Here is a 22,056-nt window from a genome sequence, read left to right as displayed (position 1 = left end):
CTTACAAACAAAAGGAGCATTTGTTATGACAGTTTCATGGATTCAAGCAATCTTGCTTGGTATTTTCGCCAGTTTGTCTTCAATGCCTGGTATGGGTGGTACCAGTATCGGGAACTATACTCTTGGACGTCCTCTAGTCGGAGGGTTGATTTCAGGGTTGATCCTTGGAGATGTGACAACCGGTATCATGGTCGGGGTTGCCCTTCAAGTCGTTTATATCGCCTTGGTAACACCTGGTGGTACCGTATCTGCCGATGTGCGGGCTATCTCTTATATCGGAATTCCTCTTTCTATCTTATTTGTTCATGCCAACAATATCACGGGTGAGGCAGCAATTGCAGCGGCAGCGGCCCCAATCGGTGCAGCCGTTGGGACCATCGGTACCGTTCTTTTCTACGGTACTGCAACCATGAACTTGCTTTGGCAACACATCGGTTGGAAAGCCGTTGAAGAAGGAAACTTCAAAAAACTCTACGCAGTTGACTGGGTTTACCCATGGATTTCTCACTTCCTCTTCTCCTTCCTTCCAACGATGATTATCACCAAATACGGTGAAAACATGGTGGATTTGATGAAACAATACCTTCCAATGGATGGTTACTGGATGAAAGCCCTCTTTACAGTCGGCGCCCTTCTCCCATGTGTCGGTATTGCCATCCTCTTGAAGCAAATCGTTACAGAAGTGAGAGACTTCATTCCATTCTTTGTTGGATTCACCTTGGCAAAATCTCTTGGCTTGAACTTGGTAGCGAGTGCGGTGGTTTCATTGATCTTTGCGGTAATCTACTATGAACTTGAAGTGATTAAAACAATGAAAGTCGTCCCTGCTGGAGCAAATGACTTTGACGATGATGAGGAGGATATCTAAGATGGCTGATAAAAAGAAAATTTCAAAGAAAACGCTAACCAAAGCATTCCATCATTGGTATTATGGTCACTTGACCTGTTTCTCTCAAGAACACATGCAAACCTTTGGGTATTTGACTTCTATGCTTCCAATCGTAGAAGAAATGTATGATTCCAAAGAAGAACAAAAAGAAGCTATGCAAACCTATACTGCCTTCTTTAATACCGAACCACAACTGGGATCACTGGTTGTAGGGATTACAGCTGGTTTGGAAGAAGCGCGTGCCAATGGAGATGCAGTAGATGGCGAAACCATCAACGGGATGCGTGCTGGTCTGATGGGACCAATCGCCGGGATTGGTGACTCCTTGGTTGTTGGGACCTTAATCCCTGTACTTCTCGGGATAGCCCTTGGTCTTTCTAAAGACGGAAACATTACAGGAGCTCTCTTCTACATCGTCGTTTGGAACCTCTTGGTATACTTGGGAATGCGTTTCGCCTTCTTCAAAGGTTATCACTTAGGGGACAAGGCTGTAGAATTCCTTGTAGGACCAAAAGGACAAGCCCTTCGCAAAGCGATTAGTGTAGTCGGTGGTATGGTCATCGGTGCTGTAGCAGCGACTTGGGTCTCTGTTACAACAGCCCTCGAATTCAAAAATGCTGACGGAGAAGCCTTCCTTAAAATCCAAGAAAAGATTGATGGTGTTTATCCAGGTCTCTTAACTGCTGCCTTTATCACTCTTTGCTGGTGGTTAATGGCGAAGAAGAAAGTTTCACCAAACAAGGTCATGCTTCTTTTGGTCATCATCGCCTTGGCTGGGGTAGCTCTTGGAATCTTTGATCCAGGTCTCAAATACTAAGAGAAAACTAGAAACAGTTTATTGCAACCGGAGCATTGAGAATGAAGTACGTGACCTCCTTTACGAATACTTCATTCTCAATTTTTATTGAAGGAGGCATTTATGCACACCAGACAAGAATTAATAAAGGGGTATGAGACGGAAATTCGCTACCAACGCCATATGTTGGAAAACTTGGGTCGCTGGTTTAGTGTGCTCTTTCTCATGGCCAGTATTGGTGGACTGCTGATTTATTTCTTTCACAAAACTTCTCTACTATTTTTGATCTTAGGTAGCTTGATAGCCCTATTTGGGCTAGTAGGGATGTTGCTAGTGGGCTATGGGATGTATCGTGGTCGAGCCAACTTGCAAAAAGTCATCCAAGCTTACCAACAAAAGTTGAATTTGGTTGGCTAAAAATCGAAAGCACTTCGAAGAGATTGAGGTGTTTTTTTCTTGACTATTTTTGACCAAGTGATACAATAGAAACATGAGTTAGCACTCGATATAAAAGAGTGCTAAAATACAGGAATGGAGGAACGATATGTTAAAACCATTAGGAGACCGCGTGGTCTTGAAAGTAGAAGAAAAAGAACAAACAGTCGGTGGCTTTGTCATCGCAAAAGCAAGTCAAGCTGAAACAAAAACTGCAGAAGTCATCGCTGTAGGTGAGGGAGTTCGGACCCTCAGTGGTGAGTTGGTAGCACCAAGCGTCAAAGTCGGTGATACTGTCTTGGTGGAAAATCATGCAGGCGTTGAAGTGAAAGACGGCGATGAGAAGTACACGATTGTTGGGACTGCGAGTATTCTCGCCATTGTTGAAGCCTAAAGAATCAGAAAGGAGAAAGATCTATGTCAAAAGAAATTAAATTTTCATCAGATGCTCGTGCAGCCATGGTCCGTGGGGTTGATATCCTAGCAGATACCGTTAAGGTGACCTTGGGACCAAAAGGCCGCAATGTGGTTCTTGAAAAATCATTTGGGTCACCATTGATCACCAATGATGGGGTGACCATCGCAAAAGAAATCGAATTGGAAGACCATTTCGAAAATATGGGTGCCAAATTGGTATCAGAAGTGGCGTCTAAAACTAATGATATCGCTGGTGATGGGACAACGACTGCGACTGTCTTGACCCAAGCTATCGTCCGTGAGGGGATCAAGAACGTTACAGCAGGAGCGAATCCAATCGGTATCCGTCGTGGGATTGAAGCAGCGGTTGCGACTGCTGTTGAAGCCTTGAAAAATAACGCCATTCCAGTTGCCAATAAAGAAGCCATCGCCCAGGTTGCGGCTGTTTCTTCTCGCTCTGAAAAAGTCGGTGAGTACATCTCAGAAGCCATGGAAAAAGTGGGCAATGACGGGGTGATCACGATTGAAGAGTCTCGTGGAATGGAAACAGAGTTGGAAGTCGTGGAAGGAATGCAGTTTGACCGTGGTTACCTCTCTCAATACATGGTCACTGATAATGAAAAAATGGTGGCAGACCTTGAAAATCCTTATATCTTGATCACCGATAAGAAGGTGTCAAATATCCAGGAAATCCTTCCATTGCTTGAAAATATCCTGCAAAGCAATCGTCCGCTCTTGATTATTGCGGATGATGTGGATGGAGAAGCCCTCCCAACTCTTGTCTTGAACAAGATTCGTGGAACTTTCAATGTCGTAGCTGTTAAGGCTCCAGGATTTGGGGATCGCCGTAAAGCCATGTTAGAAGACATCGCGATCTTGACAGGCGGTACTGTTATCACAGAAGATCTCGGTCTTGAGTTGAAAGATGCGACCATTGAGGCGCTCGGTCAAGCAAGTAAAGTGACAGTGGACAAAGATAGCACAGTCATCGTAGAAGGTGCTGGAAACCCTGAAATTATTGCCAATCGTGTAGCCGTGATTAAATCACAAATTGAAACCACAACTTCAGAATTTGACCGTGAAAAATTGCAAGAACGTTTGGCCAAATTGTCTGGTGGTGTTGCAGTCATCAAGGTCGGAGCGGCAACTGAAACGGAATTGAAAGAAATGAAACTCCGTATCGAAGACGCCCTCAATGCAACACGCGCAGCGGTTGAAGAAGGAATTGTTGCAGGTGGTGGTACGGCCCTTGCTAACGTTATTTCTGCAGTTGCAACCCTTGAATTGGAAGGGGATGAAGCAACAGGACGCAATATCGTGCTTCGTGCCTTGGAAGAACCTGTACGCCAAATCGCCCACAATGCAGGATATGAAGGGTCAATTGTTATCGATCGCTTGAAACATGCAGAAGTCGGAACAGGCTTCAATGCTGCAACAGGTGAATGGGTCAACATGATTGAAGCAGGAATTATCGACCCAGTGAAGGTGAGCCGTTCAGCCCTTCAAAATGCGGCTTCTGTAGCGAGTCTGATCTTGACGACCGAAGCAGTGGTAGCCAACAAACCAGAACCAGCTCCAGCAGCGCCAGCTATGGATCCAAGCATGATGGGTGGGATGATGTAACACGTTACAAATGATTGAAGCTATGCTTCTAATCATTTGACGCCAACCGCTATCAGGCGGTTTGGCTAAACGTCTTACTAGCTCAAAGGGAGGAAAGTATCGTTCCTCCCTTTTCACGTCGTAACCCCGTGTCAATGTATTAGGTGGATTTGTAGTTTATGGCAAGCACTATGGTGCCTTGCCGAAGTGTCATACTAAGAAAACAAAGAAGGCATTATCGGCCTTCTTTATTTTCTGTCGTAATCTGTGTGCTTGATTGAGGCTTCGCCTCTAATCATTTGACGCCAACCGCTATGTTGCGGCCTACCTAATCATCTTACTAGCTCAAAGGGGTTAGTAGAATCTTTTCAATTTTCGACTAATCATAGGACAAACGGGTTGCTTTAATCTCTTCTTTATGAAGAGAGGATGCATATTTATATATATTGCAACAGTTTGTGAAATAAATTTAGCTGGAATCTGTTTTTTCTACAGATCGGTTTCCTTTCTTGACGAAACTAGGATTAATCCGAGAAGGATCAGAGCAGTCATTTGAGGTGCGGGTTTTTGTTTACATATAGTGAAATCACGGGGATGATACCCTTTGAAGCAGGTAGATAGATAGTAGATATTTTGAAGTAACCTGCCTGTTCGATATTTGGAATGAAATTGCAATACAAAATCCTTTATTTTGTAACAAAGATGCGTTAAACTATAGGAAGTAGATAATTGTTCTACAATAGAGCAAGGGGGGAATACTTCCCACATACATGTCTAAAGACAAAAACTTGATCGAACAAATTAAAACTTTTTGATTCTTAATTTTTATCGACCTTTTTCATATTAAACTTTTTCATCCACCCCTTGCTAAGGCTCTTCCAGATTTTTCTGGGAGAGTTTTTTTCTATTTCATAAACATTTCACATTTCTCCTCTATAATGAAAGCAACAAATGATGAAAGCGAGCCCAGTTGCTATCAATAAACTGGGGAGTCTTTCTTTTAGATGGAGGTAGGAGATGTTTCTCTTGCAACAGGCAATCGCCTATATTTCTCGAAAAAGAACGAGGAATCTGGTCCTCTTTCTGATTCTCCTCTTGATCCTCTCTTGCTTGTATTTCTGTTTTTCACTGATGCAAGTGGGAGGAAGGCTGGAGGATCATATCAAGCAGTCGGCTGGGACCAGTTTTGCCCTGACCAGTAAACAAGGGGATACTCCCTTTGCTCTGAAGGAGGCTAAAAAAGTGCAGCAATTAGCTGGGGTAGGATCCATGGTCCCACAATATGAAAGCCCCGTTCGTATTCTTGATAAAGAAGCGGTGACTGGACAGCAGTCGGTAGAGCGGGAGGATCTGGGTCAGGAAGCCAAGCAAGCGCTAGGCGCTGTCTTTACCCAGAAAACAGATCAACACCTGGATTTTCGAAGTGGCAGTTTCCAACTGGTGCAAGGCAAGCACTTATCCGACAAGGCTCGCGGGCAGATCTTGATCCACCAAGAGTTGGCTAAGAAGAACAAGCTAAAGGTCGGAGATTCTTTGACCTTATCCAGCTTTCAGATGGGAGAGACTCCTGCCAAAGAGCAAACCTTTGAAATCGTTGGGATCTTTTCAGGTAAGAAACAGGAAAAATTTACAGGAATGACCTCTGATCTGAGTGAGAATCAAGTCTACCTCCCTTATGAGGATGCGACCAAGCTCTTAGGTCTCAGTCAGCAAGAAGTGACCCAGGTCACCTTTGGAGTCAAAGATCCTGAGAAAATCGATGCCCTCTTGAAGCAAGTTAAAAGCTTGGATCTGGATTGGCAATCTCTGCGCGTGGTCGAAGATCGCAAGGCCTTTGACCAGATGAAGGAATCCTCTCAGACACTAGAAGGGCTAGTAAGAATCATGATGATCGTCCTCCTAGTGACTGGAGCCGGTGCCCTATCGCTCTTACTCAGTCTCTGGACACGGGAGCGGATCCATGAAATCGGGGTGCTCTTATCCATTGGGAAGAGCAAGGGCCGGATCTTTAGACAGTTCCTCTTGGAGGTGGTGCTGGTATCCTTACTAGCGGTGATCCCAGCCTTTCTCATCGGGCGGATGGTCAGCCATCGTTTCTTAGAGCAGTTTGTCGGACAGACCGGTCAACAGCAGACCCTAGACTTGCTCAACCAAATCCCTCAAGGCCTTTCCTTAGGAATCGCCTATGCTAGCCTCTTGTGCTTGATCCTTCTGTCGCTCGGTGTAACTACCGGCATGATCTGGCGCAAGACCCCAAAAGAAATATTAACAAAAATGAGTTAAGGAGAAATGACACATATGTTAGAACTCAAGAATGTAGCCTATAGTTACCAAAGCTATAGTGAAGATATCCTCTCAAATGTGAACTATCAGTTCGAAAATGGGACATTTTACAGTATTATTGGCCAGTCGGGAACTGGGAAATCAACCCTCCTCTCCCTCTTGGCTGGTTTGGATAATCCCAAAAAGGGACAGGTTCTCTTTGATGGGGAGGACATCCAGACCAAAGGGTCTAGCTACCACCGCAAGCACCATGTCTCCCTAGTCTTTCAGAATTACAATTTGATTGATTATTTGACGCCACTTGAAAATGTCCGTCTGGTCAACAAACAAGCTGGGAAAGAGATTCTCTTGGAATTGGGATTGGACGAAACGCAAATCAAACGCAATGTCCTTCAATTGTCTGGAGGGCAACAGCAACGGGTGGCCATTGCGCGTGCGCTCGTTTCAGAAGCACCTGTCATCTTGGCTGATGAGCCGACGGGAAACCTAGACGAACAGACAGCAGGTGATATCATTGCCATTTTGAAGAAATTGGCCAAGGAACGCCAAAAATGTGTTATCGTCGTCACCCACAGTAAGGAAGTGGCAGAGGCCTCCGATGTGGTCTTGGAATTGAGTCGTCGTAGCCTCATTGAGAAGAGCAAATAAGGAGGGAATGCTATGTCGCGAAATGCTTTTGCTTATATCACACGTAAATGGCCCAAGTCTCTCTTGCTCTTTGCCATTATTCTCCTCATGGGGACTTTGAGCTTGATCGGACTCTCCATGAAGGGTGCAACCCAAAAAGCTTCATCGGAAAGTCTGGGATCCATCACCAATAGCTTCTCGATGCAGATCAATCGCCGGACCAATCCGGGAACCCCTCGGGGAGCTGGGAATCTCAGAGGAGAAGATATCGAGAAAATCAGCCAGGTAGAGGGGATCACCTCCTCCATCAAGCGGATCAATGCCATCGCCGATATCCTAGACCACGAGATCATTGAGACCGAAGAAACCCTGCAAAATCAATCTCCAGAGCGGGCTAAGCACTTCAAAAATACCTTGATGGTGACAGGGGTCAATGATTCTTCAAAAGAAGATAAATTTGTCTCAGGAGCCTACAAGCTGGTCCAAGGAGAGCATCTGACCGATAAGGACAAAAACCAAATCCTCATGCACGAAGATTTGGCGAAAAAGAATGGTCTCAAGGTGGGCGATAAGGTACGTCTCAAGTCTAACCTCTACGATGCTGACAATGAAAAAGGGGCTAATGAAACCGTCGAAGTGACCATTAAAGGCTTGTTCTCAGGGAAGAACCAAGCTCCTCTAACTTACGCCCAAGAGTTGTATGAAGATACCCTCATTTCTGACCTGGATACAGCTGCCAAACTCTATGGCAATACCGTTCAAACAGCTACCTATGAGGATGCGACCTTCTTTGCAAAAGGGGATCAGGACCTGGATAAATTGATCGAAAAAATCAAAGCCTTGGATATCCCATGGAATTACTATGATTTGGTTAAGAGCTCTTCGAACTACCCAGCCTTGCAAAAATCGATCAGCAGTATGTTCCAAGTGGCGAACTACTTATTTATCGGCAGCCTCATCTTTGCTAGCTTGCTTCTCACCCTTCTCCTTGTCTTGTGGCTCAATGCCCGTCGCAGAGAAGTTGGTATCTTGTTGGCTCTAGGACTTTCTAAGGTACAGATTGCGGGACAATTTGTGGCAGAATTGGTCATGATTTCCATCCCCGCCTTCCTCCTCTCCTATGGAGTCGCAGGGCTTCTTGCCAAAGCAGTGGGAGATACGGTGCTCAAAAACGTCACCAGTGGCATTGCCAAACAAATGGCTCAAGAATCCTCTGCAGCCAACCTTGGTGGAGGAGCTGAGGCGGAAAGCTTCAGTAAGACCCTGACAGATATCCATATGGATATCCAACCGAGCCAATTGCTCGTGATTGTGTTGGTCGGTGGGCTTCTCTTGATTCTCGTATCCATCCTTTCTTCACAATGGCTCTTGCATAAGAAACCGAAGGAACTCTTGGTGGATGTCGAATAAGAGATTGTTTCCTAAAATAGAAATAGGGTATAATAGGAGGTAGAAGTTTCTTAGATAAAAAGGAAAGTGTATGAAGATACTAATCGTAGAAGATGAAGTCCTGATTCGAGAAGGGATGAGCGACTATCTCATGGAATGTGGCAATGAGGTCTTTGAAGCAGGCGATGGGCAGGAGGCCCTGGACCTCTTTCACAGAGAAGCGCCGGATCTAGTCTTGCTGGACATCCAGCTTCCTATCCTTAATGGCTTGGAAGTCCTCAAGACCATCCGGAAGACCAGCTCAGTCCCTGTCCTGATGCTAACGGCCTTCCATGACGAGGACTATAAGTTGACAGCCTTTGGAGAGTTGGCAGATGGCTACCTGGAAAAACCCTTCTCCTTGTCCCTCTTAAAGGTCCGTATCGAAGCTATTTTTAAAAAGCTTCAACCTTCACGGGTCTTCACCTATGGAGAGGCACGGGTGGATTTTGAGAGCTACACAGCCAGCCTAGCAGGCCAAGCCATTTCCATGAATGCCAAGGAGTTGGAAATCTTGGAATACTTGCTCCAGCATGAGGGCAAGGCCCGGACCCGCTCTCAGATTCTCGATGCCGTCTGGAAGGAGACGGAGGAGATTCCTTTTGACCGGGTGATCGATGTCTATATCAAGGAACTACGAAAAAAACTGGAGCTGGACTGTATCGTTACGGTACGCAATGTCGGCTATAAATTGGAGAGGCCATGACCAAACGGAGTATCTTTGCAAAAATCTTTCTGATCACCTTTGCCCTTTTTAGTAGCTTAGTTATCCTTCTACATGCTTCGGTTTACTTTATTTTTCCATCGACCTATATCGAGTCCCAGCGCCAGACGATTTTGAAGAAATCGCAAGCCCTGGCTAAGAGTTTCCAGGGCCAGGAAGAAGGGACCATTGAGTCGGTCATCGACCTTTATTCCAAGACCAATGATATCAAGGTCTCGATCAAGGGCAAGGAAAAACAAAATGCCCTAGAGGTCAAGGATGACCTGCTCGTGAACCCTGATAGCCAGAACAATTCCCTGGTCATTGAAGAGCGAAAGATTCAGACCAAAGAGGGGAAAGACTTGACCTTGCAATTCTTAGCGACTATCGATTCGCAAAAGGAAGCGCGGGACATCAGTCTGGGATTTCTTCCCTATAGTCTCCTTGCTTCCTTTGTTCTGTCGCTAATTGCCTCCTATCTCTATGCCCGCATGATTTCTGCTCCGATCCTTGAAATCAAGCAGATGACCAAGAGGATGAAACGGCTGGATCGGACAGCTAGTCTTCCCATTCATTCGCAGGATGAGATTGGCGTTCTCAAGCAACAGATCAACGACCTCTATCATCATCTTTTAGAGGTGATCGACAATCTAGAGCAGCAGAAACAGGAAAATCTGAAGTTGGAGCAGATGAAGGTCGAATTTCTAAGAGGGGCTTCGCATGAGCTCAAGACGCCTCTGGCCAGCTTGAAGATTATCCTAGAAAATATGCGGGATAAGATCGGCCGTTACAAGGATCGGGACCGCTATCTGTCGGTCTCTCTCGATATCGTCGATGAGATGAACCAGATTGTCCTGGAAATTCTATCTCTGTCCTCTGTCCAAGAACTAGCCGGAGACAAGGAGTGGATCCAGCTGGACCAAGTCTTAGAGCAGATCCTCGACCAGTACAAGGTCTTGGCTCAATCCCGCGCGCTCACGATTGACAATCAAATCGCTGACAAAGCAGTTTATATGGACCCAGCCATTCTGAAATTGGTTCTCTCAAATGTCATTAGTAATGCCGTCAAGCATTCGGATGCCGGTGGAGAGATCCAGCTCCGTCTCGAAGAAGAAGGGACGCACTTGGCAGTTGAAAATACCAGCCAAGAAATGGTAGAGACCGCTGAGATGCCAATGACCGCTAGCCGCCAGAAGAAGGAAGGTGGCTTGGGACTCTTTGTGGTCCAACACTTGCTGGACCATGAAGAATTGGCCTACCAATTTGATAAAACAGCTATGGGCTTACGCTTCCGTATGGAACTGCCCAAAGATCCTCAAGAATAAAAAAATAGAGAGTGGGACAGAAATCGGTAATTCGTTAGAATTCGATTTCGTCGTCCCACCTCCGCACAGTTGAGTAGGGCTATAAAAGCTGATGAAATCAGCGTAGTAGAGCCCACTCAACCACTGCGTCTTGCTCGACAATGCAAAGACAATTGAGAGGCTAGGACTTTTGTCCCAGCCTCTTTTTGTATTTAATCAAGCTGTCCGACCTTTAGCAATTGACCATGTTTTAATTCATAAATGGTATCCACATAGGTCAGGATGGAGCGGTCATGGGTCACCATGATAGCGCTCTTATTTTTGGATTTGACTTCTTTCCGGATCAACTGGGCGATTTCTTGCCCTCGGTCTGGGTCTAGGCTAGCCGTTGGTTCATCGGCCAAGATGACCTGTGGATTTCCGATGAAGGCTCGAGCGATGGCTGCCCGTTGTTTTTGCCCACCGGACATCTGATTCGGGTATTGGTGGTAACTAGCTTCGATGCCCAGATCTGCCAACAAAGCCTTGACTTCCTCTTGGCGTTTTTTCTTGCCCTTTTCCCCCTTCAATTTGGCCACCAGTTCTAACTGGTCACCGATTTTCATATAGGAGAGGAGCTGGTGATCTTGAAAGATAAAGCCGAGCAATTCTAGCCGTTTTTGCGTCCACTGGCCTTGGTTGAGGCCGGTTAGGTCTTGGCCAGCGATAGAAATCCGCCCCTCGTCTGCTGACAAAAGCAAGCCAGCGATGGCTAAGAGAGTGGATTTACCAGATCCTGAAGGGCCCAAGATGGCGACAAATTCGTTGGGTTCGACGCTTAAATTCAGCTGATTGAGGACATGGTGCATCTGGCTGCCATCGGCGTAGGATTTTCTGATATTTTCTAATGCAATAATGGCCATCTTATTCTCCATTTCCACCAATGACTTCGATTGGATCTACTTTTTTGATTTTGACAAGGGACAAGGCACCACACAAGATAGAGGTCAGGATAAAGCTAACCGAGATGATGAGATTGTCTTTCAGGGTCATAAAGGAAGGGACGCTATTGGGTAAAAATGGCGCCATTATGGTTGCCAAGCCAAGTCCCAGCAGTACTCCGATAAGGGAGATGATGGTGAGCTGGGATAGTTGGACATAGGTAATCTGGCTCATGGACATGCCAATGGCCTTTAGGACACCAAACTGTTTTAACTTTTGCAGGGTGAGGATATAGAAGAAGACCCCAAGGATAGCAGAAGAAGCGAGTAGTAGCACCCACGTGATCATCCGTAGCGTCAGGTTTTGAGCCTTGTAGCCAGGGATTTTATCGATCACTTGCTTCTTATCCGCCACCATTAAGTTGCTGGCTAGATCGTTAGAAGGGATGTTTTTCTTAGTCACAAGGGTTTGGGCTTGCCATTGATAGCTTGGATCTGTTTTTTGCCGCATGCCTGTGTAGGTATCCGAGCTGATAAAACCAATCTCGCTGTAGCCGTATTTGGCATTTTTCGCGAAAGCCACGACCTTGAGTTTTTGCTTAGAAGTTTTGTCGATCACTTGATCGCCGACTTGGATTCCCTCATCCTCTTTGAAAGAATGGTCCAGAATGACCTCGTTTTTCTTTAGGTCGGAGATCTTGATGTCTGTATCCTCCATGATTGGATTGAGGATCTCTTTTTCGTTGTTATCGGTCGCGAAATAGGTGATATCCAGGGTGTTGGAATCCTCTGATTTTGAGACGGTTGCCCGCTGGATGGACAAGCCAGAATAGTCCATCCCTTCTATCTTTTGGACCTCATCTAAATCTTTCGCCGTAATGGTTGAAAAGGGGATAATCCCTTCTGAATCTGTCGAAAGGATGTAGTGCAGGGCCCCATAGTTATTGATTTGGGCCGATACCGAACGGCCCAGTCCATTTGTCAGACCGGATAAAAACACCACCATAAACATGAGAATGGTAATGAGAAGTTCAATCAAGATAAATTTCTTGGGTTGGTATTTAATTTCATTCCATGCGATTTTCATATTCGTCTCCTTTTAGCACGGAGGTACTCAAGTAGCTTGGCACCTAAACATACTATACCATCATACCACAAGTGGGGGGATAATAGGAGGCTGATATTTGGTAGAGTGTTTCAAAAACATTATTCTTATTATCTTTCCTTTAGATACTTAAATGCCTATGAAACTGTTATTCTTCTTGTTAAGTAGACTATGATACATATGGTTTGTGGTATACTGGGATTATAGAGAAACGATGCTAAAAACCAAATCGGAGGATAACATGTTAGAAAACTTTATCAAAGAGGCAGATATGCCCCAAGAAGTTATTGAAAAATACAAGGACCAAGTCCCTGCTGAGTTGTTACAGATTTGGCAGGAGGATGGCTTGGGAACCTTTTTAGATGGTTATCTCAAAGTCATTAATCCAGATGACTATCTTGAACTTCTCCAAGATAGTTATTTCAGAGGAGATATCGCTTTTCCTATGTTCGTAACAGCATTTGGAGATATTATTACTTGGGAAGAGAATGAATTTGTTGGTATTGTAAAATATAACCTTCAAGACTGCGACATTATTATAAAGAGTTTGAAATATTTCCTTCAGTATTTAGATAACTCATATGTGACTGATAACTTTGAACTTGATTTATATAGACAAGCTGTGTCAAAATATGGTGCTCTGTCTTATAACCAATGTTTCGGTTTTGCCCCGCTCCTAGCATTAGGAGGCTTTAAAAATGTGGATCATATGGATAAAGTTAAAATCCTGGAGCACATTTACCTCATGTACCAACTCACAGGCGGAGTGTTTGACGATTGATAAAAAAGAACCACCCCCGAGGTGGTTTTTTCGATTCTTTGAATGAGGCTCGCTTATTTTGTGGATATAAAATTTTTGGTACAAAATTTGGTACAAAAAACAAAATGACAAGCAAAAAAGCCTTGTAAATAAAGGCTTTTTCCTGTTGATTTAGATGCCCCCTGCATGGATTTGGAAAGGATTTTCATATTGAGAGTAATTAAAAATATTGAAATATAAGTGATTTTAGGGAAGTACTTTTAGGTATTTCCAATGTCATGATTTAAAAATGGGGCAAAAGTGGGGCAAAAACGAATGACTCTCATTTGGTTTGAAAACCTATAATATCTAATGATTATGCTATACTAGAAATATAGTGTTGTTATCAATAAATATCAGTGCGAGACTAATCGGAGGATAAAATGGAAAAACAAATTAATGAAAAAATTATCGAAATGGATAGGGAATATCCCTTTTTATTTTGCTTTAAATCAGATTTTTGGATGGAATAGTAGATGATAAGACAAAATATCTTTGAAGATACAAAAAGACAAACGCCAAAAATGACGTTTGTCTACGTTCTGAGGTAGCCTTTAGGCTCCCTTTTTTCTTAGAAAATACCGATGAGTAATTGCATGCCAAGACTAGTCAGGATGATAGCGATCCAGCAAAGGGCTCCAAGAAGAATGGATTTTCCACTGGATTTGATCATAGCAACGAGGTTAGTTTTGAGACCAATAGCACTCATAGCCATGATGATGAGGAATTTGGAGAGCTGTTTGAGAGGTGAAAAGAAGCTATTGCTAACACCAAAAGAAGTAAGGACGGTAGTTAGCAGAGAAGCTAGGATGAAGTAGAGAATGAAAACGGGGAAGATTTTTTTAAGCTTTACTCCTTGGTTGTTGTCTTGTTGACGGCTTTGCCAATAGGAGAGGAAGAGAGTAATAGGGATAATAGCTAAGGTACGAGTCAGTTTGACAATGGTTGCAGATTCTAGAGTATTGGTATGATACAGACTATCCCAGGCGCTAGCTGTGGCTGTTACAGAGGAAGTATCGTTGACCGCAGTACCCGCAAAGAGAGCAAAACCTTCGTTGGAGAGATGGAGCCAAGAACCTAGAGTTGGAAAGATAAGAGCTGCCAAGACATTGAAGAAAAAGATAACAGAAATGGCTTGGGCTACTTCTTTTTCCTTGGCGTGAATAACAGGAGCAGTCGCTGCAATGGCAGAACCGCCACAGATAGAAGAGCCTACCCCAATCAAGGTAGCTAGCTTTGTATCCATGTTAAAAAATCGTTGGAAAAAGAAAGCAATAATTAAAGCGATAGAAATAGTCGAAAGGATGACAGGAAGGGAAGATTTTCCAACTGCGAAAACTTGAGAGATATTGAGTCCAAAACCGAGCAAGATAACAGCATACTGAAGCAATTTTTTGGAGCTATAAGTCAAACCAGCATCCAGTTGTTTATAGGGAGTGAGAAAGGGGTAGAGAATCATTCCGATAAAAATGGCGAAAACAGGTGCTCCCACAACAGGCAGAAAGCCTCCTAAAACCCAAGAGATGATAGAAATGATCAGACAGACTAACAGTCCTGCCCAATTTTTTGATAGAAATGACATAAAAACCTCCGAAAATAAATACTCCTTATTATAATCTTATCTGTCAGAAAAGTAAAATAGAAAGTAGGAATAAGGTTGTAAATTAACGGAATTTTGCGGTCAGAGAGCTTTTGTAGTTTAATAGATATATGTTCTTTGATCAATAAGGATGCAAATGTGGCATATGTTATTGAAAAAAATGAATTTGATGAGCCTGGATATGTGAAGTAATTATGTGAGATAAGAAAATAAATAAGAGAGTTGAAAATGTACTGCACCCCAAAAGTTAGACAGAAAAAATCTAACTTTTGGGATCAGTACATATCCTCGCTTTTTTTAATCTAATAGGTCCTTATTTTCAATTAAGAGTTCTAGTGGGGATTTATCTCTTGCTACAATAAAACCAGGTTCATATTGGTTATGAAATGTTCTTTTCGGAGAAGTTGGATCCATATACAACTCTTCTCCATCTTCTGTGTATAGTTGGTTGCCTCTTGTTATGAATTTATAAGAAATTTTTATATTGAAAGTAATCAAAAATATTGAAATATAGCTGATTTTAGGGAACTACTTTTAGGTATTTTCAATGACATAATTTAAAAGTGGGGCAAAAATGGGGCAAAAACGAATGACTCATAAAGGTTTCTAATTTGGTTTGAAAAACCTATAATACCTAATGATTATGCCATACTAGATATATAGTGTTGTTATAAATAAAAATCAGTATGAAACCAAATCGGAGGATAAATCAGAAGAGATGGTTCAGACTAGATGGATACTAATCATATAATATTTACTATTAAATTATCAAAATAAATATATGACGGTATAATTAAAATTTCAGAACAAAATTAATCCTCAAATAAAAATTGAGTGTACTCAATGGTTATGGTATAATACACATGAAAATTATATCTAAAGAAAAGAGGAAACGCATAGCATTAAATTATAAAACCTTGTGGATACAACTCGCCAAAAAGGGATTAAAGAAAACAGAAGTTATTGTTATTGCACAGATTACAACTAATGTCATGGCACAGATGGGAAAAAATAAGCCAATCACATTTAAAAATTTGGCAAAAATATGTAATGCATTGGAATGTACTCCAAATGATGTATTTAGTTTTAAGGAGGGTGGAAATGAATGACTGAAATGAAAATAATGCTTGTAGAAGATGATACTAACTTAGCAGAACTTATAAAGATGTATTTAATATCAGAGAATTGGGAAATCAGCATTTTTCATACTGGAAAAGAGGCGTTAGAGGAATTTGAAAAAAATAAATATGATTTGATATTATTGGATATTTTACTTCCTGATATAAATGGATTTGAAATATGCAAAAAGATAAGAGAAACGTCCACTATGCCAATCATTATGCTTACTGCCTTAGAAGATCCTATTCATAGAGTGCAAGGATTGAATATAGGTGCAGATGACTATATCGTAAAACCGTTTGAACCATCTGAATTGATTGCGAGAATTAATTCTCATTTTAGAAGAAATTATGTATTTACAAAAAATATTGTAAATACAATTAATTGTGATAGAGAAGTTAATAATTTAAAGATTAGCATTAAAACACATAAAGTTTACTATGGTAATATAGAGATTGAACTAACACCAAAAGAATTTGATATTTTGTGGTTGCTTATGGAAGAACCTGGTAAAGTGTATAATATGGATGATATACACTATAAAATATGGGGTGATAAGGTGCTAGAAAATGAAGTTAACCCAGTTATGGTTCATGTAAGAAGAATTAGAAGTAAGTTTGAAAAGATTGGGTTAAAATCAGTCATATTAACTGTTTGGGGAGTGGGGTATAAAATCAATGGGTAAGAAAAACCGTTTTTTTGTGGAAGGTATTATTTATCAAATACTATGGATATTTTTAAGTACAATCCTATTTTTCATTATTTACAAAATAATGGATAATTCTTTTGTTGACAGTGTAGATCCAGAATTGCCATTAGATAAATTTGCTTCCTTTTATTTTGAAATAGGTAAATATATAATACTTTTACTAGGGGCGGTTGCTATATTGATAGGGACATTTATAATACAGAAAAAAAGGTTTTATGTATATAATCAATATTTTGAGTCTGGACTGAATTATCTTAAAAGTGAAGATAAAGATTTAATACCATTTCATGAGTCATTATCAAAGGAACGAGATTTGTTTATAGAACTTCATAATTACAATAAAGAACTTGAAAAGGAGTATGAACTGGTATATAAAGAAAAAACAGATCTGCTAACGTATTTAGCTCATGATATAAAAACTCCTCTTGCGAATATGATAGGTTATATAACACTATTAAAAGACGAAAAAAATCTTTCTGAAGAACAAAAAAATAAGTTTGTTGATGTTATATATGAGAACATAAGATATTTAAATCGTTTAAGTGAAGATTTTTTTTCATATTTAAAATTCAATTTAAATGAAATTCCACTAAATTTAACGGATGTAGATATAAAAATTTTTTTTAGCCAGTGGGAAGAAGAAAAAAGTTTATCTATAAAAGATCATCTTTTAATTTTGGAGTTTTTAAATTTGGAAAACAGTAAGATTAAAACGGAACCACAACTTTTACTTAGAATAATGGAGAATCTGATTACAAATGCAGTTAATTATTCTGTGAAAGGAACAAGCATAAATATAAAGGTTGAGGAAATTAATGGAATGTTAAAAATAAGTGTTATAAACGATGTTTCTCCAAATTTAAATGTGAATTGGAATATGGTTACTTCAAAGTTTTATAGGGGAAATTTATCAAGACGAATAAGCAATAATGGATCGGGACTTGGACTTACAATTGTAAGTGACATTGTAAAACACTTGGGTGGAAATTTTGAAATTGGAGAGGAGAATAAAAGAGTTTGTGCTAAAGTAATACTTCCATATATATTAAATTAAATCGCAAAGAAAACGCAAGAATTATTTAAAGATACCGTTAAGTATAAAGCAAAGAGCTATTCTATAATATAAATAAGGATAGCTCTTTTATATTTGAATGGAATTATTAATTTGAATCATCATCTGTGATTATAAATATATAAAAAGGAGGTAGAGTTTTATGAATTATAATAATCCTCATAGGTATAGGAACGGAGATTGAGTAGAGTTTTTGAAAACTTTATTCGGAAGAAAAATTTTACAAAAAGTTTAAGTATTTGAGAGAGGAGAATTTTATCATGAAAAAATCATTGTCATTAGTATTATTAACAGGTTTTATGTTAGTATCATTCGTACCAGCATTGGCAGCAGAAAAAACAAACTTACCATATGTTGAAGGTCTTGGTTATGAGGTGGAAGTATTTGAAGAAGATTATACTCTGCCAAGGTTGTTCAGTTATGATAGCGGATGGAAAAGTTTTTTAGGTGGAAAATGGAGACATGGTGTAGGTAGTGTATATGTTTGGTCTAAATACGATCACAATAATAAAACACATAAAACTACAGTACAAGGTGCTGGTGGTAAATTCTCTTATTCGGGTTGGATAAACGCTGGAAGTAGAGCAGAAGCTTCTTGGGAAAAAGCTTCAAGTGGTAATAGAGCTTGGGCTGATGTTAAATAACAATAAATAAAAATAGTTGAACGAGTTTGAGCGGTACCACGTTGTTATTTTAGTATTGTGGCATTACTCATACTCGTTATTTTTATAAAGTTGGAGATGATGCAGAATGAAAAAAACAGTGGGTATACTGGCAATTTTACTAATTATAGTGATTGGTATAGGAAAGTTTTTCTATTCAGACGGTATGTTTTTAAATATATTCATAAAAGAGTTTAATACTACTGTAAACATTGTAACAAAGCCAGAAATAGCTGATAAAACAATAATTGAATTGCAGAAAATCGCCAATAAAAATGGTTTAAGCTTCATAAAGGAAGAATATATTCCTAAGAATAGTAGATTTGATAAACAGAAAATAAAGATTTACATTCATCTAAATGATTCTGAATGGTTCAAGAAATCTTTTAGAAATATATCTATTACTGATAGCAAAGACAAATTGAATGATTTTGAGAATGTAAAATCAATGAGTTTACTCACGTCAAAAGATATAAGCTTAATTCCTTTTGAAAACGTCAGCAAGGAAAAAGTTAATGGGGATTATCATGTAAGAGGTACGGAAGTAAATATTAATAAGTTTATTGAAGAAATAAATCAAAATGAAAAATTAAAAACAGAGGTCGTGGTTAATCCGGATTTTACTGTTTCTAGTGAATTCACACAGAAACAAGCATATCTATATATGCTTATGATTTTTATTATATTTGTAGCTACTGTCTTTTGTCTAATTATTTATAATGGGATGCTTTCAAAGGAATTATCGATATCAATTTTACTAGGATACGACAAATTAACTTTAGCTATTTCTAAGGTTTTAAATATTCTTGCAATACCAGCAATAGTGGGACTTGTACTGACGATTGGAATTATAGAATATTTAGTTGCTCCTAGTGATATTTTAGGATTTATGATATCAATGAAAACAATACTTATTTTAGTTGCTTTTATAATAGGGGGGCTAATATCAATAGAGTTTATATTGATTTATCTCAAATTAAAAGGAATTAATGTTATTGCCTTATTGAAAGGTTATAGAAGAAGTTATCATAGAAGTTCTTTTTTTATAAAAACAGGGTCGATTGTTATGGTTCTTTATTTAGCAATTGTAAGTATTTTAGGACTCGCTGATTACTCGAGTATGAAACAATACATTCCAACTTGGGAAAGCTCAAAATATTATGCAAATTTGGCTTGTGCATGGTCTTGGAGTTATGAAAAAGATGATGATAAGTTCCATGAGATTGTTATTCCAAAGCTGAATAACTTATGGAATAGTTTGGACGATAGTGGAGCAATATTATTTAATGCCCCAAACGTTAGAAAAGAGGGAATGAATGATGATGAGGAGTATCTAAATCAACAACCGTTTCAAGGCAATTATGCCTATGTAAATAAAAATTATTTACATATTGCTAATCTCTTAGATAAAGATACGAATAAAATAGAACAATATAAAATACATGAAAATGAGTGGATTGTTTTTGTTCCAGAAGATGTTAAAATTACTGAATTTGACAAAGAAAAAATTCATGAAGATCATATTTTTCAAAATATAAAAAAACAAGGTACAATTACAGAAACATATGTAAGGCTGAAAGATAATCAAAGTGTATTTTCTTTTGATAGTGGCAAAAGAATTGATGAAGCAAACTTGAAAAATTATGTTTTGGTAGCAGTAAATGGGAAAGAATTACTCCCAGATTATGGAATCAAACTATCATCTTTAGTAAATGGGCAGCTACATCCATATGTTAAAGAGCCTAGTAGAGGATACGAGAGTTTGAAGGACATAATTGAAGAAACAGAATCTGAGCCGTTTATACTCTTTATCAGCTCAGTCTACGATGATATAGTCTCAAGAATAGACGAATATAAGATGGAGGCAAGTATATATGTTATTGGTCTTGTCTTATCTATTGTTATTTTAGCAACGTTATTAAAAATAGATAAAGAAACATATTTTTATAATCATGGACAACGAATAGATGTTTCTAGGTTGTTGGGATATGGATTTTTTGATATACATCATAAGAAAATTATTGAAAATATCGTTGGTTATATCATAAGTATTATTATTTTATTTATGGTTATTATGGTAACAGGAGTAATAAGTGATGTTGGACTGTTTATACCAAGAGATGGTTGGAGTATGTCTAAACTTTTGATTAGTTTAATAATAGCTATTTGTGGAAGCTTTATATGTTTTGGCATAGAAATTTTACAACTAAAGAAAAGTGAAAGAAGCATTGTACTTAGGTTAAAGGAGGGGTGTTAAATGCAAAAAGAAAAGGAATTGCAAATAACCTTAAGAAATGTCTCTAAGAAATATGGGGAACACAGTATTTTGGAAAATATTAGTTTGGATATTTATAAAGGAGATTTTGTTTGTATCTTTGGGAAAAGTGGAGGAGGAAAAACAACACTTTTGAATATAATTGGGACATTAGAAAATTATGATAGTGGTAGTGTAACCTGTTTTTCAAATCGAGATCCTATAAAAGATCCTAAAGTAGGAGAGCTATTACGCAGAGAAAAAATTGCTTATTTATTTCAAAATTTTGCTTTGGTAGAAAAAATGACGGTTGAGGAAAATATGATGCTTGCTGCCAAATACAATCAAGAAAAAAATAAGAAAAATCTTATAGAAGCTGCATTGAATAAAATGGGCATTTCAGACAAATTAAAATCGAAGGTTTATGAACTTTCAGGTGGAGAACAGCAAAGGGTAGCCCTTGCAAGAAATATGATAAAACCGTTTGAAATTATGTTGGCGGATGAACCGACAGGTTCTCTTGATTATGAGAATAAAAAAATTGTAATCGATACACTTATTAGATTAAATAATGAAGGTAAGACGATCGTAGTTGTAAGTCATGATAAGGACTTTGAAAAAGTAGCACATAAGAATTATATTATTGAAAAGTCAGCTATAAGGGAGGTGTTAAGATGAAAAGGAAGATTGCTTTATTAGTACCGGTTATAGCACTGTGCATTTGTGGTTTATTCTTTTACATGAACAGAAATAGTGATGATATTGATGTTGCATTTACAGTAAAAAATGAAACAAAAGAAAAAATAGATACAGTGGGTATTGCGATGGGGAAAAAATGTATTTTGAATAGAACAAATGGAGAAAAATTTTATTTTCCAAAAGATCTAGTCAAAGAAAAACAAGACAAAGCTATTGTTTTTGTAGTATCTAAAGATGGAATCATAGCAAAGTCAGGGGAAATAGATTTAAAAGAAAATAAAGAAGTAAGCATAAGGGGAATTAAAGAAGGAGAAATATCATTGGATATAGCTGATCAAAAAACAGATATAAAAATTAGTATTCCTAGATTAGATGCTTGGAAAGTTAGTACAGATGAAAAATTTATCAAGGGTTCTTATGAAGCAAATACTGATTCGCAATATACATTATATTTATTAGGAAAAGGAGGAAAATTAGGTATTTCCAGTACAGAAATGAAAGGAATACGTGTTATTGCAAGTTGGGAAAAACCAAAAGATAAAATAGATAGTTGGCTTATATTTAATGATTAAAAACACAATATTTGTAATAAAAGTTGTAAAATAATAATTTATTGTTAGGGGAGGATTTTAT

At 39.3% G+C, this 22,056-nt stretch carries 21 protein-coding genes and 1 pseudogene; 18 read left to right on the top strand and 4 right to left on the bottom strand.

The window, feature by feature from the left end:
- Positions 1–25 precede the first annotated feature (25 nt).
- From HMPREF9421_RS00820 to HMPREF9421_RS00775, 10 genes are all read left to right on the top strand, one after another.
- Positions 26–868, top strand: a complete 843-nt coding sequence (locus tag HMPREF9421_RS00820) for a PTS mannose/fructose/sorbose/N-acetylgalactosamine transporter subunit IIC (RefSeq protein WP_006595111.1) — start codon at positions 26–28, stop codon at positions 866–868.
- Entirely contained in the window at positions 852–1,706 is an 855-nt protein-coding gene (locus HMPREF9421_RS00815; protein WP_040803176.1) for a PTS system mannose/fructose/sorbose family transporter subunit IID, read from the top strand. The genes HMPREF9421_RS00820 and HMPREF9421_RS00815 overlap by 17 nt, the downstream gene beginning before the upstream one ends.
- Before the next feature lie 102 nt (positions 1,707–1,808).
- A complete protein-coding gene (locus HMPREF9421_RS00810; RefSeq protein WP_006595109.1) occupies positions 1,809–2,102 on the top strand; it encodes a hypothetical protein in 294 nt (97 codons plus the stop codon).
- 127 nt (positions 2,103–2,229) lie between these two features.
- A complete protein-coding gene (gene groES / locus HMPREF9421_RS00805; RefSeq protein ID WP_006595108.1) occupies positions 2,230–2,514 on the top strand; it encodes a co-chaperone GroES in 285 nt (94 codons plus the stop codon).
- Positions 2,515–2,537: 23 nt separating this feature from the next.
- Positions 2,538–4,160 (top strand): chaperonin GroEL, encoded by a 1,623-nt coding sequence (groL, locus tag HMPREF9421_RS00800; RefSeq protein ID WP_006595107.1) that lies wholly within the window; start codon positions 2,538–2,540, stop codon positions 4,158–4,160.
- A 996-nt stretch (positions 4,161–5,156) separates the two neighbouring features.
- Positions 5,157–6,422 carry an ABC transporter permease gene (locus HMPREF9421_RS00795; protein ID WP_006595106.1) on the top strand — a complete coding sequence of 422 codons (1,266 nt, stop codon included), beginning with the start codon at positions 5,157–5,159 and terminating at the stop codon, positions 6,420–6,422.
- A gap of 15 nt (positions 6,423–6,437) precedes the next feature.
- Positions 6,438–7,070, top strand: coding sequence for an ABC transporter ATP-binding protein (locus HMPREF9421_RS00790; RefSeq protein ID WP_399553597.1), 633 nt, complete (start codon positions 6,438–6,440; stop codon positions 7,068–7,070).
- Positions 7,071–7,082: 12 nt separating this feature from the next.
- Positions 7,083–8,459 carry an ABC transporter permease gene (locus HMPREF9421_RS00785; RefSeq protein WP_006595104.1) on the top strand — a complete coding sequence of 459 codons (1,377 nt, stop codon included), beginning with the start codon at positions 7,083–7,085 and terminating at the stop codon, positions 8,457–8,459.
- Positions 8,460–8,529: 70 nt separating this feature from the next.
- The gene (locus HMPREF9421_RS00780) at positions 8,530–9,183 is read left to right on the top strand and encodes a response regulator transcription factor (protein ID WP_006595103.1); all 654 of its coding nucleotides are present in this window, start codon (positions 8,530–8,532) and stop codon (positions 9,181–9,183) included.
- Complete coding sequence (locus HMPREF9421_RS00775) at positions 9,180–10,505, top strand: sensor histidine kinase (protein WP_006595102.1); 1,326 nt, start codon at positions 9,180–9,182, stop codon at positions 10,503–10,505. Before HMPREF9421_RS00780 ends, HMPREF9421_RS00775 begins: the two co-directional genes overlap by 4 nt.
- A 191-nt stretch (positions 10,506–10,696) precedes the next feature.
- On the opposite strand, the gene HMPREF9421_RS00770 is transcribed toward HMPREF9421_RS00775, so the two are convergent.
- Both HMPREF9421_RS00770 and HMPREF9421_RS00765 read right to left on the bottom strand, forming a co-directional pair.
- Positions 10,697–11,386: an ABC transporter ATP-binding protein gene (locus HMPREF9421_RS00770; RefSeq protein ID WP_006597033.1), complete on the bottom strand. Its 690-nt coding sequence runs from the start codon at positions 11,384–11,386 to the stop codon at positions 10,697–10,699.
- A 1-nt stretch (position 11,387) separates the two neighbouring features.
- Positions 11,388–12,491, bottom strand: coding sequence for an ABC transporter permease (locus tag HMPREF9421_RS00765; protein ID WP_006595100.1), 1,104 nt, complete (start codon positions 12,489–12,491; stop codon positions 11,388–11,390).
- Positions 12,492–12,750: 259 nt separating this feature from the next.
- Between HMPREF9421_RS00765 and HMPREF9421_RS00760 the strand changes: the two genes are divergently transcribed.
- Positions 12,751–13,290, top strand: coding sequence for a T6SS immunity protein Tdi1 domain-containing protein (locus HMPREF9421_RS00760; protein ID WP_006597035.1), 540 nt, complete (start codon positions 12,751–12,753; stop codon positions 13,288–13,290).
- A 589-nt stretch (positions 13,291–13,879) separates the two neighbouring features.
- Here the strand turns inward: HMPREF9421_RS00760 and HMPREF9421_RS00755 are convergent.
- A complete protein-coding gene (locus HMPREF9421_RS00755; RefSeq protein ID WP_003009857.1) occupies positions 13,880–14,890 on the bottom strand; it encodes a YeiH family protein in 1,011 nt (336 codons plus the stop codon).
- Between the two features lie 315 nt (positions 14,891–15,205).
- Positions 15,206–15,427 (bottom strand): annotated as a pseudogene (locus tag HMPREF9421_RS11135) (XRE family transcriptional regulator); the annotation flags it as partial.
- Between the two features lie 377 nt (positions 15,428–15,804).
- On the opposite strand from HMPREF9421_RS11135, the gene HMPREF9421_RS00750 reads away from it, so the two are divergent.
- The 7 genes from HMPREF9421_RS00750 to HMPREF9421_RS00720 all read left to right on the top strand — a co-directional run bounded on the left by HMPREF9421_RS00750 (position 15,805) and on the right by HMPREF9421_RS00720 (position 21,995).
- The gene (locus HMPREF9421_RS00750; RefSeq protein ID WP_040803168.1) at positions 15,805–16,017 is read left to right on the top strand and encodes a helix-turn-helix domain-containing protein; all 213 of its coding nucleotides are present in this window, start codon (positions 15,805–15,807) and stop codon (positions 16,015–16,017) included.
- Positions 16,014–16,712: a response regulator transcription factor gene (locus HMPREF9421_RS00745; RefSeq protein ID WP_006595095.1), complete on the top strand. Its 699-nt coding sequence runs from the start codon at positions 16,014–16,016 to the stop codon at positions 16,710–16,712. Before HMPREF9421_RS00750 ends, HMPREF9421_RS00745 begins: the two co-directional genes overlap by 4 nt.
- Positions 16,705–17,790: a sensor histidine kinase gene (locus tag HMPREF9421_RS00740; RefSeq protein WP_006595094.1), complete on the top strand. Its 1,086-nt coding sequence runs from the start codon at positions 16,705–16,707 to the stop codon at positions 17,788–17,790. Before HMPREF9421_RS00745 ends, HMPREF9421_RS00740 begins: the two co-directional genes overlap by 8 nt.
- Positions 17,791–18,068: 278 nt before the next feature.
- On the top strand, positions 18,069–18,452 hold the full coding sequence (locus HMPREF9421_RS00735; RefSeq protein WP_006595093.1) for a lactococcin 972 family bacteriocin: 384 nt from the start codon (positions 18,069–18,071) through the stop codon (positions 18,450–18,452).
- Between the two features lie 106 nt (positions 18,453–18,558).
- Positions 18,559–20,727 carry a hypothetical protein gene (locus HMPREF9421_RS00730; protein ID WP_006595092.1) on the top strand — a complete coding sequence of 723 codons (2,169 nt, stop codon included), beginning with the start codon at positions 18,559–18,561 and terminating at the stop codon, positions 20,725–20,727.
- Entirely contained in the window at positions 20,728–21,402 is a 675-nt protein-coding gene (locus HMPREF9421_RS00725; protein ID WP_006595091.1) for an ATP-binding cassette domain-containing protein, read from the top strand.
- Positions 21,399–21,995 (top strand): hypothetical protein, encoded by a 597-nt coding sequence (locus HMPREF9421_RS00720; RefSeq protein ID WP_006595090.1) that lies wholly within the window; start codon positions 21,399–21,401, stop codon positions 21,993–21,995. The genes HMPREF9421_RS00725 and HMPREF9421_RS00720 overlap by 4 nt, the downstream gene beginning before the upstream one ends.
- Positions 21,996–22,056 lie beyond the last annotated feature (61 nt).

The organism is Streptococcus australis ATCC 700641 (genome assembly GCF_000186465.1).
Classification (GTDB): Bacteria; Bacillota; Bacilli; order Lactobacillales; family Streptococcaceae; genus Streptococcus; species Streptococcus australis.
The sequence above is the reverse complement of the archived record's forward strand: the minus strand, read 5'-3'. Positions and strand labels throughout refer to the sequence as shown.

What these genes read in the sequence shown, in the direction of transcription:
- HMPREF9421_RS00745 (WP_006595095.1), top strand. Translation starts at nt 16,014, where the DNA reads ATGACTGAAATGAAAATAATGCTTGTAGAAGATGATACTAACTTAGCA.
- HMPREF9421_RS00740 (WP_006595094.1), top strand. Translation starts at nt 16,705, where the DNA reads ATGGGTAAGAAAAACCGTTTTTTTGTGGAAGGTATTATTTATCAAATA.
- HMPREF9421_RS00785 (WP_006595104.1), top strand. Translation starts at nt 7,083, where the DNA reads ATGTCGCGAAATGCTTTTGCTTATATCACACGTAAATGGCCCAAGTCT.
- groL (WP_006595107.1), top strand. Translation starts at nt 2,538, where the DNA reads ATGTCAAAAGAAATTAAATTTTCATCAGATGCTCGTGCAGCCATGGTC.
- HMPREF9421_RS00810 (WP_006595109.1), top strand. Translation starts at nt 1,809, where the DNA reads ATGCACACCAGACAAGAATTAATAAAGGGGTATGAGACGGAAATTCGC.
- HMPREF9421_RS00720 (WP_006595090.1), top strand. Translation starts at nt 21,399, where the DNA reads ATGAAAAGGAAGATTGCTTTATTAGTACCGGTTATAGCACTGTGCATT.
- groES (WP_006595108.1), top strand. Translation starts at nt 2,230, where the DNA reads ATGTTAAAACCATTAGGAGACCGCGTGGTCTTGAAAGTAGAAGAAAAA.
- HMPREF9421_RS00820 (WP_006595111.1), top strand. Translation starts at nt 26, where the DNA reads ATGACAGTTTCATGGATTCAAGCAATCTTGCTTGGTATTTTCGCCAGT.
- HMPREF9421_RS00730 (WP_006595092.1), top strand. Translation starts at nt 18,559, where the DNA reads ATGAAAAAAACAGTGGGTATACTGGCAATTTTACTAATTATAGTGATT.
- HMPREF9421_RS00725 (WP_006595091.1), top strand. Translation starts at nt 20,728, where the DNA reads ATGCAAAAAGAAAAGGAATTGCAAATAACCTTAAGAAATGTCTCTAAG.
- HMPREF9421_RS00735 (WP_006595093.1), top strand. Translation starts at nt 18,069, where the DNA reads ATGAAAAAATCATTGTCATTAGTATTATTAACAGGTTTTATGTTAGTA.
- HMPREF9421_RS00770 (WP_006597033.1), bottom strand. Translation starts at nt 11,386, where the DNA reads ATGGCCATTATTGCATTAGAAAATATCAGAAAATCCTACGCCGATGGC.
- HMPREF9421_RS00780 (WP_006595103.1), top strand. Translation starts at nt 8,530, where the DNA reads ATGAAGATACTAATCGTAGAAGATGAAGTCCTGATTCGAGAAGGGATG.
- HMPREF9421_RS00760 (WP_006597035.1), top strand. Translation starts at nt 12,751, where the DNA reads ATGTTAGAAAACTTTATCAAAGAGGCAGATATGCCCCAAGAAGTTATT.
- HMPREF9421_RS00790 (WP_399553597.1), top strand. Translation starts at nt 6,438, where the DNA reads ATGTTAGAACTCAAGAATGTAGCCTATAGTTACCAAAGCTATAGTGAA.
- HMPREF9421_RS00815 (WP_040803176.1), top strand. Translation starts at nt 852, where the DNA reads ATGAGGAGGATATCTAAGATGGCTGATAAAAAGAAAATTTCAAAGAAA.
- HMPREF9421_RS00755 (WP_003009857.1), bottom strand. Translation starts at nt 14,890, where the DNA reads ATGTCATTTCTATCAAAAAATTGGGCAGGACTGTTAGTCTGTCTGATC.
- HMPREF9421_RS00775 (WP_006595102.1), top strand. Translation starts at nt 9,180, where the DNA reads ATGACCAAACGGAGTATCTTTGCAAAAATCTTTCTGATCACCTTTGCC.
- HMPREF9421_RS00765 (WP_006595100.1), bottom strand. Translation starts at nt 12,491, where the DNA reads ATGAAAATCGCATGGAATGAAATTAAATACCAACCCAAGAAATTTATC.
- HMPREF9421_RS00795 (WP_006595106.1), top strand. Translation starts at nt 5,157, where the DNA reads ATGTTTCTCTTGCAACAGGCAATCGCCTATATTTCTCGAAAAAGAACG.